The organism is Acinetobacter sp. YH12226, from assembly GCF_013417805.1.
In the GTDB taxonomy this organism is placed as follows: Bacteria; Pseudomonadota; Gammaproteobacteria; order Pseudomonadales; family Moraxellaceae; genus Acinetobacter.
On record NZ_VPDG01000012.1, the window covers coordinates 49,960 to 71,007 of the forward strand.

At 38.2% G+C, this 21,048-nt stretch carries 9 protein-coding genes; all 9 read right to left on the reverse strand.

Annotated elements, in window-relative coordinates:
• Position 1: 1 nt before the first annotated feature.
• The 9 genes from FTV08_RS11815 to FTV08_RS11855 all read right to left on the reverse strand — a co-directional run bounded on the left by FTV08_RS11815 (position 2) and on the right by FTV08_RS11855 (position 21,046).
• Positions 2-673 carry a hypothetical protein gene (locus tag FTV08_RS11815; RefSeq protein WP_010591245.1) on the reverse strand — a complete coding sequence of 224 codons (672 nt, stop codon included), beginning with the start codon at positions 671-673 and terminating at the stop codon, positions 2-4.
• A gap of 70 nt (positions 674-743) precedes the next feature.
• On the reverse strand, positions 744-1,316 hold the full coding sequence (locus FTV08_RS11820; protein ID WP_005028673.1) for a hypothetical protein: 573 nt from the start codon (positions 1,314-1,316) through the stop codon (positions 744-746).
• A 272-nt stretch (positions 1,317-1,588) separates the two neighbouring features.
• The gene (locus tag FTV08_RS11825) at positions 1,589-2,020 is read right to left on the reverse strand and encodes a hypothetical protein (RefSeq protein ID WP_005005806.1); all 432 of its coding nucleotides are present in this window, start codon (positions 2,018-2,020) and stop codon (positions 1,589-1,591) included.
• Positions 2,021-2,029: 9 nt separating this feature from the next.
• On the reverse strand, positions 2,030-9,256 hold the full coding sequence (locus FTV08_RS11830) for an LPD1 domain-containing protein (protein WP_227504984.1): 7,227 nt from the start codon (positions 9,254-9,256) through the stop codon (positions 2,030-2,032).
• Between the two features lie 265 nt (positions 9,257-9,521).
• Positions 9,522-10,181, reverse strand: coding sequence for a hypothetical protein (locus FTV08_RS11835; protein ID WP_005028677.1), 660 nt, complete (start codon positions 10,179-10,181; stop codon positions 9,522-9,524).
• A gap of 83 nt (positions 10,182-10,264) precedes the next feature.
• Positions 10,265-17,551, reverse strand: coding sequence for an LPD1 domain-containing protein (locus FTV08_RS11840; protein WP_151532484.1), 7,287 nt, complete (start codon positions 17,549-17,551; stop codon positions 10,265-10,267).
• A 208-nt stretch (positions 17,552-17,759) separates the two neighbouring features.
• A complete protein-coding gene (locus FTV08_RS11845) occupies positions 17,760-19,001 on the reverse strand; it encodes a hypothetical protein (RefSeq protein ID WP_180087402.1) in 1,242 nt (413 codons plus the stop codon).
• 12 nt (positions 19,002-19,013) lie between these two features.
• The gene (locus tag FTV08_RS11850; RefSeq protein WP_005028684.1) at positions 19,014-20,204 is read right to left on the reverse strand and encodes a hypothetical protein; all 1,191 of its coding nucleotides are present in this window, start codon (positions 20,202-20,204) and stop codon (positions 19,014-19,016) included.
• 5 nt (positions 20,205-20,209) lie between these two features.
• The gene (locus tag FTV08_RS11855) at positions 20,210-21,046 is read right to left on the reverse strand and encodes a hypothetical protein (RefSeq protein WP_005028686.1); all 837 of its coding nucleotides are present in this window, start codon (positions 21,044-21,046) and stop codon (positions 20,210-20,212) included.
• Between the last annotated feature and the right edge of the window lie 2 nt (positions 21,047-21,048).

Genomic DNA, 21,048 nt, shown 5'->3' on the forward strand with positions numbered 1-21,048 from the left:
CCTAATTAATATAAAAAAAGCTTTGGCCAAAAAGTCTATTTTGAAATTTTGGTAGGTTAATGGAATCGAATAGAAGGTCCGTCTCTTTAGTACACTTCTGATTAATTAGATAAATGATATTTTGAAGAAGTGCAATTAATTTAAATGGACTGTTGTATTCATTGAATATGGGTGCAGCAATGCAAAGAGTCTTTTTTCTATCGGTTGATAATGCCCATGGGTTCACCAGGGTAAAGCTCACCTTGGCATTATTATGTTCAATTGGTCGTGCATAAATATCAAGAACATCGGATAAAGTAGATACCTTTAATTCTTTTGAAATGTCAGTAAGAATCTCACTGACTTGAAGCGCTGTTTTATCATGAATATCGCTTATAGTGATGCAAACACCACTATTACTATTCATTAAATTTGCATAAAGAACTTCAATAACCATGGACTCGTCTTTGGATAAATCCTTTAAATTGGCATTGACTAAATCTATGATCCGATCTGATTTTTGTTCAAGTTTAATTTGAAGCAAAAGCGGTTCATTCTTTTTTGAAACAGGGAGTACTTTATAATCGCTAAGATTGTAATTTAACCGCTTCATTTCAGTAATCAGTGTTTCTTTGGCATTATCAAAAAGCTTCTGATCTCTCTTGGTTAAACCAATAACAAAATTTGTAGACATGAGTATATTCATGATCCACAAAGCAGTAGATAAGGATAAAACACTATCCTTAACAACTTCTGAATCTGAATCAGAAAACCCAGATATTTGCTTGATTTTGTCGGTTATCGAAATCATGTGAACCCTTGTTTAATTCGGCATTTTCATCTGAAACTTTGTCAAAAAGATTAGTTTGATTAAGTACGTCTTGGATATTTTTTTGTGGATCATCACTGAGTAAACATTGGAATAGGGCGCTAATTAAAGTAGCAAGTGATGTTCCATAGTCATTGGTACACTTGATTAACTGGCCAGCATCTAAGCAAATTGGTGTTTCATCATCATAAAGCAAGTGTAATTCTGGTGATTCAGCATAAACCAACTTTACATGAGTATCCGTGATGATTAACTCAACTTCTAAGTACTCATTATTTTCAACAAAATATTTAAAGCGCAACATCAATGCATCATCGCCACGTTCTATATATACAATTTGTCGATCGGTCGTATTGGTATGGCTGACGAATCTATTCTCTTTTGTGATCTGATCAATGTAGTTCAAAAAGATGGTTTTGAGTGACGCACTTAAAATACCTTTGGCAGCGAGTTCACTTTTCAAGTAAGGCAGAAAGTTTTCAAGATTTTCATGCAATGGTTTTTGCATTCGATCATCTCCAATGGGATTAATAAAAGGGCATACACATCAAATGTACAGCGACTCAGTTATGACTATTTCGTTACAACAGTTACTTAAAAGACTGCAGACTGTTTGACTTATAAAACTGATACTTTCGCCACACTTTTAATTCAGAAATATCTAACTTGTTTCTAAATCAATATGGCTTTATTTGATTATAAAGCCACATTGAAAGTTTAAATATTTAAAAATTATTTTTAGTATATACCTAAATCTAAGATTTAAAATGGATCTAACTTTTAACTGGCAAACTTTGTTGCTTTGGTTAAAAGGGTTAAGTCTTCATGGAATTGATTTTTTAAAAACCCATAGTTAAAAACGTAACTAATAAAGGTGAAAAACTCTAATTGGTTCGGTATTTTGTCTTCAAGAATACTGACCTCTAATTGCAATGTTCCTGTTGCACGTTTCTTAGAATGAAACTTAAGACCATCAAATGTTTGACCGTAATAAGTTGATATTTCCAAGAAAACTAAACGGAAAAAATAAGGGAAGATTTGAGAAACAACACGCTCAGGATCATCAATTTGAGTTAAACGTCTACCGTTGTGATATTTAAACTTAATACCATCAGCCATACTTTTTTCTACCAACAGGCGAATATAGGCATGACTACGAGTAATCATGCTTTTAAGTGGCGTTTTTGCTTCATGAATATTTTCGTATTGCATTTAGTTATCTCACATCTCAAGTCTTAATTGGTCAGCTTCATTTTCTTTTTCAATCGAAACTTCAGCAATAATTTTTTGGGTATTTTCGTTTTGCAGATCTTGATCAAATATTTCATTCACACAAGTTTCGACTAATTGTTCAGTCAAGTTTCTGCAGATCTCAAACTCTAAACCTTTAGGTTGTACGGTAGGGTAGCCGTCAATTAAAAATGAGTTTTTCATTTCATTTTCATTTGAAACTTTAGAGTACAAATAAGTCTCAAAATAACGAGCAAACATTTCGGTACTGGTCGCGTAATACGGCGTTGCACGATTTTCAGCACTGTCGATATTTAAACAGTCCTTTTTATAACGCGATAGATTGTCACTAAAACGAATATCACCTACGTTAACTTCAACGTCTTGCGACTTATCAAAGAAGTTTTGCATTTGAGTATGAGGATTTTTAACTCCCTCAGGCATGTACTTCTCTACCAGGTTATAGAACTTGTATTTAGATGACTCTATCAAGTATTCAGATAGGTTTTGCGATAGTGTTTTTAAATCCACATTCGCTGCGTTCGCAACACCTGTAATTTTTTCTTCCAAACCGGTTGTAGGTAAATGATGTTCTGGCTGGCGCATATCATTAAGTTTTTGCTGATAGCGCTCAAACGACTTAAAGCTTATAGCATTAATGTCAGTGTTAATTTTAGAGACAATGACATCCACCTTGTCTTGAACTGTACTGAAGAAAGATAGGTTTGTATCAGCTTTATATTCACGCTCATACTTCTTCAAGTACTCTTCAATTTTCTCAAACTGACGGCGAATGAGATCTTCATAGTGCTTTTGGTGCCAGTCAAAGAAGCTGTTTAAGGTTTTGCGCGTAGAATTAGGATAATTCTCTTTATTCTTAATCACTTCATCATGCATTGAATCAGCAACAGTGTGGTACGCCTTGATTGCAGTCTCAGCATTCTCATGAAGTACTTGACCGTAATTTTTCATTGGCTGAACTGGCTCATTCATCATCGCACGATGTACCTTTTCAAAAGCACGACCGGACTCAGTAACAGGGGAGTATCCAGCATCCAACATATTTGATAAGAAGTGTCGTGCACCTGGTATCTCAAAATTAGGGATGTCTTCATAATAGTCCTGAAGTACAGAACGATTCATTTGAGCGTGATTTTTATATACTTCCGCTTTTTCCAACATTCCCAAGTGTGCATCTAGCGCATGGCCATACTCATGAGCCAAACTTCCAGATCCGCTATCACGAGTTAAGTTAACCACGTTCTTAGACAGTTCAAAATGCGCTGCAGATCCTTTAATTCCGCGTGAAGCCAAAGCAACACCCAAGTTCAATAAACCATTGTTTGATTTAAAGCCCATGAGTTGTTTTAAGTCAGCCAATGAGTCATACACGGCATTAACCAACTGTTGAGCCACAGGACTAACTTTATTGCCTACTTCAACACCACGGATAGAAAAGTCATCTTTAAGCTTGAATGAATCCACATCGGCACCTTGGCGATGATCAGGACCAGTACGAGAGTAATTTAACAATCCGTAAATACTTGATTGGACTTTTTCAGTCACAAAGCCATTTTCAAGTTTTTTCACTTCACTGGTAAATGACGGCAAACGTGGTGCTTTAGGTGTATTCACAGCTTCAGTCGTTGCTTCTATAACTGGTGCAACAGGATCTTTAACATAAATAGGTGCAGATTCAGCTTTAACTAAACCACTTTCAATCGCACTTTTCAGAACGTATGGTTCAAGCACAGTTGAATATAAGCCAGTACGTTGCATGTTGCTGATCGCATCGCTCACATCTTTAGTGACTTTCGACTTACCGTAAAAATCAAAGATCTTACCTGTTGATAGAATCTCACTGAGTTCTTTATCAATCGTTTTTTCGATGATTTTCTCAAGCTGAACACTGATACCGCCTGTATGTTCTGGCATAATGTAGTACTCATTCAAATTGCTAAGCAATTCGAAGTAGTTTTTGTAGTTGTTCTTGGTACCTTTACTATAAAGCCCGATATAGTCTTTACGTTGGCGATCAGTCATACCAAGACTTTCAGCAGATAAGCTTTTATTGTTTCTTACCGCATGAATCAACTCTTCTTGAGTATCTACCATCAAATTTCTGATGTTAGAAACAACAGCCACATACGCACGTAATTCTGTCGCTCGTTGGCTATCAAGCATCAACGCATTTTTAGAGAATAACGGTTTAGTTGGGCAGTAGTCATACATTGCCTTTACGAATATTTTGTCATCAATACCGAGTGGCGTATTGGTGTACCAAGCTTGGAATTCTTTATTTGCAACGATTTTTGCTTTTCGATAGTCCGTAGCTGTTTGATCGGCTGATGTCGCTGAAATATATTCCAATGAAATGTATTCACCGTAGCGATCTTTATGTGCACCGCCAAACTTGGCACCTACATCACCTAAGTACATAGCAGGGGAGTCACTTGGCTCTACCTTTACATCAACAGGCACATATTTGTCTTTTGGTACCAATTGATCGATAAACGTGAAGTCAGTAAACACACGGTTTTGAAGTTGTAAGACATCTTCAACTGAGCGCATACTTTTAACAGGAAAAACGCACAGAGACTTGTAATCACCGTGAATATCGGACTTATCACCAAAAAGTTTAACCGATGCATATTCATTGTCGGTCGATGGCTTGATGGCCAAAAACAATTTGTGATTTTCAGTTTTGATATACGGCTTTATGTGTGCGGTTTGATCGTATAGAGCACCAAGCGTATTCGTAATCAAAGTTTGGAAATGCAAACTTGCTAACTGTTTATTCTCAAAGTCAGTTTTGTGTTTAATCTGAATTTCAGGCAAGTTAGATAGTGCTAATTGCTCTAAAGTGGTACCGAAATTAACCTTAGATTCGATAGCATTTAAGATTTCGTGACTAAACTGGTCTACATCATCAAAACCAGTAATCAATTGATACTGATAGTCATGAGACGGTATACGAAGAAGCACGGCAGTTAATTGAGGCTCATAGTCCGTATCAACCATAAACAATTGCGGTGTTTCATCTTGTTGAGATGATTTGTTTAGCAACTTGTATTGGTGAACTTTAGGGTTGGAACCTACAAAATGCTCAGCATAAGCCTGTTTAATCGTATCTTGTAATGCTTTGACATGCTCAAGCATGACGGCATTGACTTCATTTAAAGCGGTTAAGGTTTTATATTTTTCTGCAAACGCCTCATTCACGGCGATCTGCTCTAACATAAATCTAGGCTGAATATCCTCAAGTTCTGGATTACCTACACGGTTTAATACAACACTAAATTTGAGCTTATTAATGAACGGATCAGGTTCACCATTGATACCATTGCTAAAAAGTTCTTTAAGATCACTTTTCTGAAGTTTAGAGTTCACCAAATCAAACGGATGAACTTCTTCAAATGCCTGAACATCAAAAACTTTGGTTAAGTTTTTAGGCATGATTGCTGTCTGGCCATCTACATGAGCGATAACATAGGTGTACGCTGGAGAGATGTTGCTCAGAAGCTCAGTGACTTCATTCGGTTTTTTATCGTAGCTAAGATCCTCAAACTTTTCGTATGTTGCAGAATTAAGATTGCTGATGAAATCTAATTTAGAGTTGAAATTAGATGGATGATCAGAAATGTACTGGAACATCTTGTTTGGTAAAGACGTAAACACTTTATTGATTAAAGTTTGCTGACTATCTTTAGCTTTGAAGAAGTTGAGATCTGACTCGTAATATTTTTCAAAAGTGAACTTAGCTGGAGGCATAAACGTCATGCTGTTGCGTGAAGTCGATAACTTAAACAAAGCATTCGCAGACGTTTTAACCGCATCTCTATCATTAAAGCCAGTAGCCTTATGTATATTGGCATCTAGGGAAACTGAATGCCCAATAAACGGCGCATTTTTGTCTTTATGATTGTAGAGGCGTATATACTGAAGATCATTCTTTTGAAACACAGTTATAAACAAATCATGATCAGGGATCTTGATTGCGCCGTGGTGATCTTCATAGTGCTTTACAGCATTTTCTAGCTGAGTGTTAAAGTATTCAGATTCACTATTGAACTGTACGTTCTCTTCTTCAGCTGTTAGAGAAAAATATTTAACGTTATTCTGAAAAGCTACATTAGGTTTGAGAAGATCCTTAATCACCTCAAATTCTTTTTGTACTTCAACATCAAATTTGCCAAAAACTGTACGCTGATTAATATCAATCAGGTTCAGATAGTTGAATAGCTGAATGTTGTTGTAGTTGTGGTTCGGTAGGGCAGTTTTGTTTAACTGGAGCTTACCATCTTCTAACTGCATGCTTTGGACTTGCTTCAAGTCATCTGCAGTCAGCTCTACACCAAAGACTTTCTTAGTTTCTTGTTTGAGCTCTTTATCTTCACCAGCAATCACTAAGGCAGCTAGTTTTTGTGCCTTGTCATAATCGCCATCTTCTAGATATAGGGTTTTTTCAACAAAATACTTGGCAATGTTCGCATACGCTTGATTTGTTGCTTTGTAGCCATCGGTAGACAATGAAAAATGTTTGTTTTCATCAAATTCATTTGATTTAACGGTTTTAACTTTTAAATCGTCAATGTCACCCGTTGGTTTAATCTGAACATAGATTTCATCTGCAGCGAGATCCATGTTCGAGACAAATAAGGTCGAATTTTTAGAATAAAACTGACGTTCGATACTCGACAACAGATCCTTTGCATCTTTACGGTCTTCTTCCATGTCAGACTGCATATCTTCAGCAATCGACTTGATGTTTTCGCCACGGTCATCCTTTGTGATAAATGACCAGTCTTGTTGCGGATATTTGGCTGTTAATGCCTTTTGGAAGCTTTGAACTTCAACAAAGCGATTGAACTGACGGTCCAGACTAAACCCATCTGTATGTGATGAAGTTTTAGCAAGAATATCCTCAGGAACAGAATCAGATTTAGTCTTACGATTGAAGTTTTCACTTGCATTTGGCACCAATAAATTACGGAATAAAATCTCATTTACACCGTTCTTTAAGAATGACGCACTTTTAGTTTGTGATAGAGATTGTTTTAAAAATGCTTCATCAAAGTTTGATTCATCAAGAAGCCGAGTAAACTCTTCAAAATACGCTGAAGCTAATTTATCGTTATTAGCAAGATCAGCCGTGCACAGATCGCTTAACTCTAAACGCTGTACATCTTGCTCTAGCTCTAAAGGCGCAGAAAAATCACCAGCAACAAAATCATTGATATTTTGCTCAACATAATTGTTCGTGCGTGACATCAACATATCAACTGCAGTTTCATTATTCACAAATTCCTGAAGCTCAGGCGTGTTAATTGAAACCAATTGATTGTCGAATTGCTTAGATAGTAATTTGAACAGATCCGCTTTATGTTGATTGCTTTCTACTTCAGATTCAAAACCTACAAATTTGCCGTTTTCATCTTTAGCGTAGTAGAAGCTGTTTTTATTAAACAAAAAGGTATTTGTTGCAGACGTAATGCCAGATACCAAAGTTTCACTTTGCCATAAGACTTTTTTAACTTCATTGTACTGTTTTGAGATCTCAACATTGTGTGTGTCGATTTCGTCAGAGATCGCTTGAATATCATCTACGCTGAAGTTTTTTGTTTGTGTAGCTGAGCGCACGACATCTTGAATTTCAGCATATTTCTGATTTAGATAATCACTATATTGCTTCTCAATTTGTTGAGCTTGTTCAGTAGCCTTAGGAATGACATAGACATCCAAGATCTGTCTAATTTCAAGCATAGACGGCGCGAAATCACGCACCTTGTCATTGCCTCTTGCATCCAATAATTCTTCAGGAAACTTTAAGAGCTCTTTAAGTACGGCAACATCATCAATTTCTGGAGTAGGGAGGTCATTTGCAATGTTGAGTAGATCAGACTCAGTAATAGATGCCTTCTCAGTTGCCTCAAAATTAACATCAAGGTCATTCAAGATCTCGTTAACATTTGATTCATTGAGTTGTTCTTCTAGTTTACGCTGTTTGATTTCAGCAGATTGGTGATCATAGAGCGCATTAAACTTAGGAACGATGTTTACAGAGAATTCAGAGAACTCTTGGCTCAGATCGGCAAAGAAAACTTTACCTGTTGGCATCTGGCGTACCATTTGTTGTAAGACATCATGGCGAAGCATGGCAGCGTCATACACCATCTTATCTACAAGGCGTGTTTCAATACCTTGTTTAGACGCCATCCATGTGCCGTGTTCATCTTTATAAAAAGCTGGAATACCTTGTTTAGCTGATTCTAATAGCTTTGGATACGGCAATTGCTGTTGATTAAACACACGGTCTATCACAACAAGATCAGAAGCTAATTTTTGTACATAAGCATCAACATCTTTAAAGCTCATGTTAAACATTCTGTTGCCACGGCCATGCTCAATCAGCTGATTAAAAGTGGACTCGTATTCATGAGCAAAATGCACCAGGTTAATATTGTCATTTAACCCCAATGCTTCATACGGATCATGAGCAAAGATTTCAGGAATATGGCGCAAGTCATCAATAATCAGTAACGAACCATCTTTTTCGTAATTGACGGGTACTGCAAATGGAGACAACTTAATTTTGGCTAGATTATCTAGACTTTCGCCACTGGCCATCGCCGATTCTTCATCTAGATAGACTTTAGAGAAGATATTTTCATAGCCATAATCTTGAAGACGATTAAAAGGAATTTTTGAAGACTGAAATTGAGCCAAGTAGGATTTGTTCGATTCCTGAAGACTGGTTTTCAGCGTATCAAGGATATTAGATCCATTGTTTAGCTTACTGACATACACTTCAGGGAAAGCAGAAAGGCGTTCGGTCGCTGATGCGAAGTAACTTTTCCAGTTCGGAATGTTCTTCTTAAACGGTAGATTGGTGAGATAAATATCTTCTTGCTTAGTCGGTACTTTCATATCGTTGGTAAACGCTGGAAAGACCTTCTGAAGATCGTTTAGATCGATACCAGACTTTGCCGGGTTCTTATAGTAGTACGCATGAATACCATCATCATTTTGCACTTCATAAAAATGGGCATCCATTAACACTTGTTCAAATTGCTTAGAACTGTTTTGTTCAATAGATTTTTTGAATTGCTCAAATTCATTAACAACAAGCATCGCCGTTTTTGGGCGAAAATTGTTGGCTGGCGATACTACAAGACGCGCACCAAGACCAGTTAAATTAGGCCATTTAACTTCATTCACTTTATAGTCTCCTACTTGGTCACATAGCATGATCCAAGACTTTAAAACGACTCTTACGAGTACTTATATGTGCTTATATTAAACTAAAAAATTAACTTTGAGGGAGGGTTTAGGCGTTATTCTTTAAAATAGTATATACCGAGTAAATAGCACTGTTTAAATACCTATCATTTTTAATAAAACCATCTAAAACCGTGCACTATTCTTTCTTTTTTTATAAATAAAAATGCCACCGTATAGGTGACATCTTGCTTAAAGCTGATGGTTACATTTTAACAAATTCGTTTTTAGCGAGTTCGTCTGGTTGGGTGCCATCTTCTACACCTACAATAATTCCAGTACCACGAATAAAGTAGCCACTATTATTCGGATATTGGACCAAGGTAACATTATGCTCAAGGTTACTTTCTAAAAAGGTAGTGCCGTATCCCCAAAACTTATTTAATCCTTGCCATGGAGCATCCTTAATATAATTGTTTTGGGCATATTGAATGGTGTATTGACCAATTGGAAGAGATATATTGACAGTTTGCTTTTTGGGTACCTGAACAACGGCTCGTAACCTTTTAGTGGCCTTATCTCGAATGATAAACACAGTATCAACATTTTGAGATTCCATTGAAACAGGACCAAAATGTTGTGTGTTTTCCATACTGGAAACATTAATCACTTCTTTTTTAAATGGCATGGCTGCACTATTGGCTACCATTTTTTGATGTTCAGCATAGTCTTTTGCCATTTGTAGACCGTTTTCAGGTTCATTCGGTTGGCCTGGATTGGCTGACTCTACTGATTGAGCTTGTTTCGATATTGCCCGTGTAGCACTTTGAGCAAAGAGATCGACCAATCCGAAATGATTAGCCACAGATATAATTGCAACTGCTAGACCAAAACCAGCAAATTGCTTTGGAATTGCTATTGCCATAGTGCCCCCTGATTCCATTTATAAGATTTAAATAAAAAAAAGATGCCACCCACAGGGGATAGCATCCAAGATCTCAAAATTGCTTATAGTGCCAATTCAGGATCGCTATTCTTTTGTTTGCTTAATTCTGGATCTGCTTGTACTTCAATGTTGGTCATGAGCTTAGTCCAATATTCATCGTATTCAGCTTGTGACATCTCATTAATGACTTCATTCCATTTAACTAGGTTCTCATGTTGATCTGTACCCGGTTGGAAGAAGTGCATTGCATTTCTGACATACTGCTGATGATCAGCAAAACGCAGTTCAGCAATATTTTCCTGAATATAGTCCAGGCCTTTCACCGTAAATTCGCGAATCTCCTTCATGATTGCATCTTTTTCTATACCATGCGGTTGAGTTACAGAAGATGAACCACCTTCAGGACATGGGTAAACAAGCCAATCATTACGCAAGTTCATTTCTGCTAAGGTCACTTGTAAGTACTGCTCACCACTACGGGCAAACATTTCATGTGCGGTCGTCCAATACGGCTTCTTAGCACTTGTTAAGCCCTCTAATACCATCGCATTTTTGTAGAAATCAGTTTTTAGCTGAGATTGATTAGTTGATGTTAAGCGATCGTTCGTCTGTAAGCTTAAAGAAATTAACTTTAAGTGTTCATCTGACAATGGTTTAGGGCTGTTTTCTTTGATGAAGTCGAGTGCACATATCGCAAACTGACTACGCAACATTTGTCGATAATCACGGAATACAACTGATCTAAAGACTGTACTGTTCGCTGCACCAAGTACTTGCGCTGCAAAGACACGATCATGATCAATTTCAGAACGAGATTGCGAGATATATTTGTTGAGCTCAGTCCGTGGGATTGGATACTCATTTTCAGACAAGAACTTATGCAAGCCTTGGGCAACGTGCATATAACGTCTATGTTGTATGGCGTCCTTTTGGAAAAGTTCAGGATCTTCATGACGATTAGCGAAGTTAATCAATGAAGATAGTTCAGTATGCAACTTGCCACGTTCCGCAATAAACGTATTAATTTTCTCTTTTATGCTGTCTCTATCTGGCGTAAACAAATCAACAATGTCAGGTTGATCTACCAATGTTTTATCCAAAATCGTTTTGATGCTGGTTTCATAAAACTTGACTTGATTCTCAAGATTCGTGCGAAGTACTTCTATCGAGTCATCCTTTTTCATTGGCAAGTAATACATCGCTTGATTTACTTTGGCTGCAGCTTGCAACAAATCTTGGTTAATGTTGGCATACTTCTCAGACTTAATGTTATTCAATTCTGCAAAACGAGTTAGATAAGGCTGTACGTTTTCCATCATCATTTTTGGTTGATTGCGTGTCATCGCACTAAAAATGAGATGGTCATAGGCATGGAAAAATTCATGACCAAACGAGCCAAAACCTGAATTCTTGGTTAAGTTAATCACACGGTTAGATGGCTCGTAATGTGCCATCGCAGCGGAACGTCCACGCGAACCAAAAGCAACACCCAACATACCGTTAAAGCCAACAAATTTCGGATCTATATCAAGTGCCTTAGCAAGAGCGAAACAACCGTCATATGCGTTATTTAATGCGATTTGACGATCGCTCTGGTTCAAGTACTCGCCAAACTCTACGGCTTTAAATCCAAAGGTCGCTTGCAAGGTATGTGCTGTAACATCTTGGCCATTACGTGAAGCAATGTTTTCCGTCACAACCACATCACTGAGCTTGAATGCCTTACGCATAGTACGAGGCTTAGCATACTCTTTGAATAGGGCATCTAAGGTACTCGCCGTGTCATCTACAATGTTCGATACATTCTTTTCAGATAACGAGACTTCTTGAGTATCATCATTCTCTGCAGTTGCGTCTTTGGTTTTTTTAGCAGTTAACAGATCCATTACTTGTTCAGATAGACCAGCATCAGATCTGCTAAATAGCGTACTCGAATCTATAATGTTGCCACTTCTAAAAGTAACAGTCGCTTTTACTTTGTCTTGGAACGGTTTGGCATCAATCGCACTACGTATTTTTTTATAGATAGAGTAGGTGCCTTTAACTGGCGGTAACTCTTTCCGTAAATGATGAAGTGCTTCAGTGAGCGTTTTACGTGCTTCACTACTATCGGTTTTCGCCAATTCAGAACTAATAATCATGTCAGTGGCAGCATATTCAGCATAGCTTTCTACCAATGAAAATAATGACCGATCTAATGATTTAAACGCCGTGAACAGATCTTTGTCTTCATTCAAACGAACGTATAAATCACATGCATTAGGAATAAATTCACGAACTGTTTTTGCTTCCATTAAAGCATCACGCATACTTAAAACAGCGTCATAGTATCCAGCACCTACTTTTTTAAACTGTTCTTCAGTGGCATTTTCAAGCGGATAACGTGGCTGATCATTCGTCATCTTGCGTACAGCGTCAGTCAGCAAGTGAATGTAAATATCTCGACCAGCTTCTTTTGCTTGTAAAACCGATTCCTTTTTCCAAATTTTGTCACGCGTAATTAGGTTTTTGACTTGCAAAAGCGACATATCTTGAATCTGACTGAGCGATAAACGTGGACCATACAGATCCTTTTTCGCACCAGGCATTTTCATACCCGTATCTTCAATAAGTCCAACTTCAGAACGTGACTCAGTGGCTTTCGGTTTGGTTGTTTTTGGCTCTTTTGGTGCTTCAGCTTCAGGCTTACCCTCAGACTCAAACAGTGATGTTTGCTCTGGAGCAACTGGCTCAGTCGGCTCTACAACTTCTACCGTTGCTTCCTGTACTTCTGGTTCAGTAGGCTTTTGAACTTCAGGTTCAGTTACGATCGGTTCTTCAACCAATGGTTCTTGGGCAACTTCTACAACAGGTGCGCTTTGAACCATATGTTCAGGTTTATATACTTGATCGCGAGACTTAAATAATTCTGCTTTTTTGAATGATTTTGCAAAATCAGTAATTAAGAAGTTCTTAGAGTTCGGGTGCTTTGGCGTAGGAAGAATTTTATAGCCTTGATCAACAAATTGCTGATGTTCGGCATTATTCACAATGGCCAGTTTTAACGGAGATTGATCATCGGCAACTTTAATCGCGAGATCGAACCGGTCTTTAGATTCAAGTAGCTTTTCACCAAAGGTAAAATCAATTTTATTGACCAATGTTGAAATATTAACAGCCACAATCTCATTAAGGCCTTTAACATCAATATTTTCAAAACCGGGTGATAATGGCACCTTGATTGTCTGCAGTATGTTTTCACGTAACCCAAGATCATTTAATACTTGGTCCACAAGATGCGCTTTTATCCCGTTTAACTGGAAGTCTTTAAACAATCCACCACGCTCGTTGAATTTAGCAAACTGCTCAACATTATCAAAAACCCGTAATTGATCATGCTGTAAAACTGGTGTGTCTTTATCTATGACAGAAATCACTAAATCAGCACCGTCATTGGCCACAATAATTTTGGAGCCGTTTTCAAACGCTTGATCCATTTCTTTTTGATGGATGTAGTCGGTAAAGACGTTCATCAAATCAACATTGGTCATCACATCATTGCTTTTCACAAAATCGATTAGATCTTGTTTCGCCGTTGGATCGATGTATTGATTATCGGCATCACGCAAAGTTAATGCCTTGTAATCGTCCAACTCAGGGTTAAACAATACCTTTTCTTTAAGGTGTAGGTTTTCGATCGACTGGAAGATCTGATAGCGTTTTTCTAATGAGTCGATCAAGTACTGCATTTGCTCTTGCGTACTTAAAACTGAATCATTGCTAAGCGTCAAAGCTTTAAACAGCGCCTTATCGTCTGCAGCTAAGTCATTCAGACTTGATTTAACGATTAAGCGATCGGTAGACGGAATCTGTTCACCGCTGAAATATAAGTTAATCGCACCGTGCTTTTGTTCATCAGCTGGTGAAACCGTGAGATAAAAATTTATCTCAGGAAACTCAAACTCTTTGATACGTTCTGGATTGGTGATAATGCTTAAAAGAGATCCCGTTTTTGTCTCGAGAGATTTATTTTTTAGTGCCGTCCATTCTTCAATAGAACGATTTTCAAATGACTGCAGTAGGGCAGAATTGATTAAATCACGGTTGAGGTTAAATCCATTCTTGAGTGAGTCTGGAGTCGATTGTAATGCTTCAAGCACAAGCCCATGTTTAAAGAGATTGCCAAAGTCATTTTCACTGTTAACATCGGTCTTTTCAAGTGGCAAGAAACTTGATGCATGCTCATAGACATTCTTAACTTCAATATCAAGCTTTAAGCCTTTTTCATATTTCGGTACCGCTTCCTTGGTCAAAATACGATTAAGAATTACATTCTTAAGGTCATCATAGGTCAGCTTGTTTTTGCTGATCGGATTAGAGCTCAGGATATGTTCAAACGAAGAAGCACCATTAATCATAATGGTTTTTTGCTTTTGTAATGAACTAACCTTTTGACCTAGATCCATCGGCAGTAAGCGAATGAAGTTCTGATCAGATGCTATCGTACTGCTATACACCGCCAAAGAACGTGCGCTAACTTCAGGCTCAACCATCAAAGCGTTACCTTCAGCTAGGTAGGTTTTTACCGCTTCTTCAGTCAACGTGACGACATTTTCAATTTTCGAGTCTTTTGGCGCCGTGACTTCATTGTAGGTCGGTGTTAGATAACCTAGTGCCATCAAAATATGCTTGTGCTCATTATTAATAATGGCAGTAACCGCTTCAGATTTAGACTCTTCACCCACGGCATTTTGATAAAAGTCTTGTAGATAGCGCTTATACGCCATACTTACCGCGACCTTTTTATTTAAGGCAAAAAGCTGTTCTTGTGTATTTGAGTTGAAGTGGTCTTTATGTATCACCTTAGGCAGATAGTTTTGAAAGCTGTCTACCACATAGATTTCATCTTTTTCGAGTGTTTCTTTTAAAGACAAAACTTCATTGGTCGCAGCAAAAACAATCGCGTTGGCCAGTGCATTACCAGGATTCGTGCGTACACGTAATTCCTCATTTATCGCATGATTGAGTTGCGACCTAATATCAGGTAATCGGTTAAGGATAGGGGAGTCAGGATTGTTGCCAATATTGCTACTCAGCTCAGAAAGCACATGAGCCACATCGATACGCTTATTAAAACCCTTGTAGTTACCGTCCTGTTCTAACAGGTTATAGAATCGCTCTAAGCTTTCATCCGATAAATATTGTGATGCAATGCTATGGGCATCACCATCACCAAGCGCCGTAAATTGGCTATTAATACTATGCAGTTGTTGAAGAATACGAGGCATTTGCTGATGAAATGAAAAGTAGTTTTTACCTACATTTTCAGCACTGGTCGCAATCATGTCCTCAATACTGTTATCCAGCACTGATACAGCATTCGAGAACACCATATCGTTAAAATCTGGCATTGCAGATTCTTGAGATGGTGAATATCCCAAAATAGAATATTCAAACTTTTCGACTGCAGATAACTCTTGATCTTGTTCATCATAATAATGAACCACATCAAACTGGTTAACAGCTTCATTCCAAAGCCCGTTAGGTTCTTCACCTAGATCAACGTTGAAATGATAAATGTCAATGTCATTTGAGGTGTGAGTAGCTTCAAACTCGTTCGCCTCATCCAATAGACGTTGCATTTCATCTTGCAATTCATCATCGGTGACAACGCTTTGTAGGAAGTTATCCAGATCCGTGCCGTATTCTTCACGGTCTATCACTGAATCAAAAAAACTATCATAAAGATTGTTCAGACGCGTAGAAGCAATGTTTAACTGACTTAATGCCAATTCCATTTCATAAGCTTGATCGTCATAGGCTTGCTGATCCAAAACATACGCATTTTCAGTAGCAACAGCGACTTGAATCGCAACCGCTTTTTCAATACGCTCACTGATGGTATGTGTTGCTTTCGCTTCAACAATCGCTTGACGTTCTTCTTTGAGCTTTGCAATTTTTTGTAGGTATTCTTGCTTAATTTTTCGCATTAAAGCGAGTTTAGTCAAAGAGTCCTTAATGACTGGTTCTGGAATGTTCGGCTTAAACTTGGTGTGTCTAAAAAAGTGATCAATTCGATTGAACAAACGTTTTACTGGAACCTTAGGTTCAGGCGGTATGGTTTGCTTAATTTGATTGAGATCCAAGCTTTCTAAACTTGTACCGATGTCATCCAAACTTTCATAAATTAATTCACGATCAAAACTGCTATCACCAATTGAGTAGGGATCAAATGTTCTTAAATTATTAATATTATTTTGAACGCTTTGGATCAGGTCCTTAATCTTATCGGCAAGGTCGAATTCTTCTACATCTAAAGTTTGGTTGTTGTATTCCCAAACTTTCCAATCATTGTCCACCAGCTGTAACGCAGTTGTTTCTATACCAAATGGTGCCAATGCTGACGGGATGCTGTTTTCTTCGTATGAATACAAACAGTCATTGATTTTCGTGACTAAGGTTTGAAGCTTGATCAATCCTTGGTGATTAACGGCATGATCATCCGATCTAAGCGCATTCACAATTGGATCAATGCTCGTATTCAGCCCCTTATTCAGCTCTCGAATATCAATAAATTGCTTCGGTAAGCTGTTATACGCTGGCCATGCTGGATGTGAAGATATTTTATAATTGGTCAGCTCAGGAATTTGCGTAATATCTTTTAGGGCAAGTACTTCACCGCCTGAATTAACCGAAATCACTAGCTGTTTGCTTAGTTCAATAGGCTCTATCGTATCTTCTATGAGTCCAGCATTTAGCGCTGCTTCTTTATCAACATAATAACGAGTCAGTGTTTTATCTGCTTGGTACCCGTAATTGTCTAAATCAGCCAACGGCAATGGATCTACGGACTGCAGTAATGTCGGTAGCTTATTCCAGCCTAAATCTGCTTTATTGAATTGTTTAACCGCACCCATAATGGTTGTATTTGGGGCAAACGGTTTTTGCTGTTTTGCTTGGTAAAGCACAACGGACTTTTGATTATTGAGTTCAAATAGGGATTGCCACTGGTTTTTTTCAGCACTACTCATTGGGTTTTGCAGATATATATCTGACATATCCATTTCAATGAGGTCATTTTTAGAGTCGTAAGGAAAAACAGATTTTATGTCAGCAAGAGAGAGACTATCTTGCGAACTCTTATACATAAAACTAAGGTCGTTATTTTGCTCATTGGTGATATAAACAAACTTTCCAGTCTTTTTTAAACCTGTTAAGAAGCTGTTTAAGGATGTGTTCAACTTTTTCTCTAAAAGCTCAACATCTTTAATCTTAATAATGGCTGCTTGGTTTCTTAAATCAGTTTTAGGGGTTACTACAAGTTGAGCGCCAAAGCTACTCAGATCCAACCATTTCTTTTTAGTTGACATATAAACTCCATGGCAATATGTATAAGCATCTTTTAATTAAAATATCAAAGCACCATCGGTTACTTTTGAACGGTATATACTAAAGATTATAAGAGAATTTATATAAAGAAACTATCTAAAAGGGTTTTAAACAAAGAAAGGGATGGCTTAAAACCATCCCTTTTTTTTAAGTTTTTTTCATTATCAGCCTGATAATGAAAAAATCAGGCTATTTACTTGCCATTGTTTGTGAAAGTGCAATCCTACGAATGTTACCCGTAGACTTAGAACGATCAGTCACTTCAATTGAGCCGTCAGTTAATTTGCTTTCAGCAGAAACTAGCGCAGCCAATACCGCTTCTTTACGTTCATTTGACTTGTATTGTTGATATTGCAAGTTCAAGCGTTCAGTACTTTGAATTAAACCATCGACCATCAAACCACGTTCATCTTTAATCGCTTGTGATTTAGCAAAGTCTTTGTAATCTTGCCCTGAACCTAAATAACGAGAGACACTTTTTTCCAAGTGTTGCATCGGTGCAAGTTTGGTACTTGAATCATGACTATTGGTACCACCACCAGCAACAGGGGAGTATTGCGCTTGAATTGCTTTCAAAGAGGTAATTGCTGGAGAAGTTAAAGCATCTTTCGCCAGTTTAGCCATCACATAATCTTGACCAGCAGATGTTTTCGCAATTCTACCGTCAATTGGAGCATCAGGTAGACCAACCATGTTGTTGATCAATGCATTTTGAGCACGAGCCATCGCCGTGTCTGGCGCTGCAGTCGTGAATAAAGTTGAAGCTTGTAAACTTAGACCAGCATTTTCACCAGCAGCACCACATAGTCCAGACGCAGCCTGAGAAGTGGTACAAAACTCATTATGAGCTTGTAACATAGCTTCTTGTGCTTTGTGAGGGTTCATGTAGACACCAGGCGCAGCAACCACTTCAGAGCCAACTTTATTTAAAATTGAACTATCAGCAGATTTATTGTCTTGTTGAGCTTGTTCACGATCGCCTAAAACTTCACACGCTTTAAATGCTTGGCCATGTGCACCAAACTCAAATTGAGCTTTTTTCATTTGCTCACTTTGTTTAACAGCTTGGTACGCCGTTACAAGACTTTGTGCGTTTTTATGTGCGTTATCTGAAATACCTTGAGCAGATACAGCCTCTTGTTTCGTCAGGATCTTAATCGCTGCCGTCACATCATCTTGTTGCTTTTTAATGCCCAAAGATAAGTTTGTGTCCAACGCACGTAACGCAGCGCTTTCCACCGCATCAGCCTGTTGAATAAGCATATTCAAGGTATTTACTGCCATCGGGTTGCCCACGGAAGCACAGTAATAAGCAGATGCAGAACCGCTAATAATGGCGAGGGTTAAACCGAGTGCACTAATTTTTGAACGAGAGCCGTGCGCTTGTGGCGCTTTCATAACTTTACGTGATGTTCTTTTCGGAGTACGCATTATTTAGTCTCCTTAAAATTGAGGCATAGTTTGTGAAAGCTTAACTTTCACTGACTGGCCGTATTTCGTTTTCACATCATCTTTTATCGGCTGAGATTTCGCTAAAAGTAATGCAGACAATAAACCTTCTTCACGCAAACTTTGCTTGTAAGTTTGAAGATCTAAATAAACAGAAACGCCGTTAATGATATTGGCTTCTTTAAGTAGACCGCGTGGATCTTGCATCGCCATCGCCATTTGCCATTTTTTAGCTTCAGGACCACCGTAGTAACGTGCGATTGTTTGGTCGATCAAATCGTTGGCAGACACCATTTTGCCGTCAATATCTTTGAATGATTTTGTATTTTGCGCGTCAATAACCGCCAAGCTATACGCTGGCATAGCAAGTAAAGCTGTTTTTTGGTTGGTTGCTTGCAAATAATCTCGACCAGCTGGAGTACGTGCCGTTGCATTAGACAATGATTTATCTGGTGTACCTAAAATGTTTTCACGCACGTAATGTCTTGCAAGAGCTTCTTTTGAGCCAGGTGCAACAGACTTAAACAGTAGGGAAGCATTGGTATCGCCACCCGGTAATTTAGACAACGTACATTGACCAGCTTGTGCTTCAGCAACCGTACAGAATTCAGCTTTATGCACGTTTAGGCGTTGATTAATCACTTCCTGTTGAGAGCCAACTAATTTACCGCCGACTTGAGAAGTTTGAGTCGCCATATCAGCTGCTTGATCAATCACTTGACCAGATGCACTCGACATATTTGTATTTTCAGCCAAAACCTCACAAGACTTAAAGCCTTGACCAGTATTGGCGCCATAAGCAAATTGTGCTTTTTTCATGGTATCTGACTGTAAAAGCGCTTGAATACCAGAGGCAATAGTTTGGGTGTTTTTAGTTGTCGCATCGGTAATTTGGTTAGCAGCTTGCGCCTTTTGCTTCACCGCAACTTTAAGCGCTGCAACGATGTTTTCAGTCGAATCATCTAACTTTCTACGGGTACTTTGAGATACTTGTTGAATATCATTTGCTTGGTTGCTTGCATGCTTAGGAATCTGAGAAGACATCTCGCTCATAATCGTACCCAAACCAACCGTAGCCCATTCAGCAAAAACAGGACTACTAATCACCAAAGTTGCACCTAAAATGACAGGTACAAACTTTGATTTTCCTTTAGGCTGTCTTAAAGTATTTTTACGCTTTCTCATAGTCATTACTCAAAGAATTTGGCTGAAGCATTGGAGTTTGGTGTAGTGCGTTGCATCACATTATTAGCCACCGAATAGTTAGCCAGTGATGAAAGAGTACTTCCAGCCATGTATTTATTTTGAAAATCAACGCAAGTTGATGAAGAGCATTCCATCAATCCGACTGGAACAACGTTGTTAGATGCAATTGACGAGTAGTTCAATGCAACAGTCGCTTGCTGTTCAGAAAGTCGAGAACGAGAAAAAACAAAAGCAGTATCAATGTCGCCATACTGCAGACCATTTGGAATCAAATTACAGACACCCATTTTTGCTTCTTCTACGCCACACGAGGTCGCCAAGTGAAACGCATATGGTGAGGTTGCTTCATCTGTTGAATTTGAGAAAAGTTTCCCTGAAACATCTTGCATGTATTTAGAAACGTTAAAGTCTTTTAAGTTTCTATTGAGATCGGTTTGTTCACGTTCTTCAAGAGCCGTACAAAAAGCTGAATCAGGGAGGGCAGCATTCGTACCAGAATTTAAAATCGCTTTTTTGATCTCAATATTTTTATCGACACTTTGAATACCAGCAACGATCATTTCTGAATCACGCGTTTGGTTATCAACAATTTGATTTGCACTGACCGCTGTTTGTTGAGTAGATACACGCACAGCAGAACGTACCATCAATTGCTGAGCTTGTATTGCAAGCTCAGAAAGGATAGTGCCAAGACTAAAAGCATTGGTAAAAAGTGGTACGGATAATAGACCAACCGTTAAAGTACCCACCGCAATTGCTTTAACAGGTGAAAACTGATTAACAGTAATTCTTCTTTTACGCAGATTATTTCTATTTTTCATAC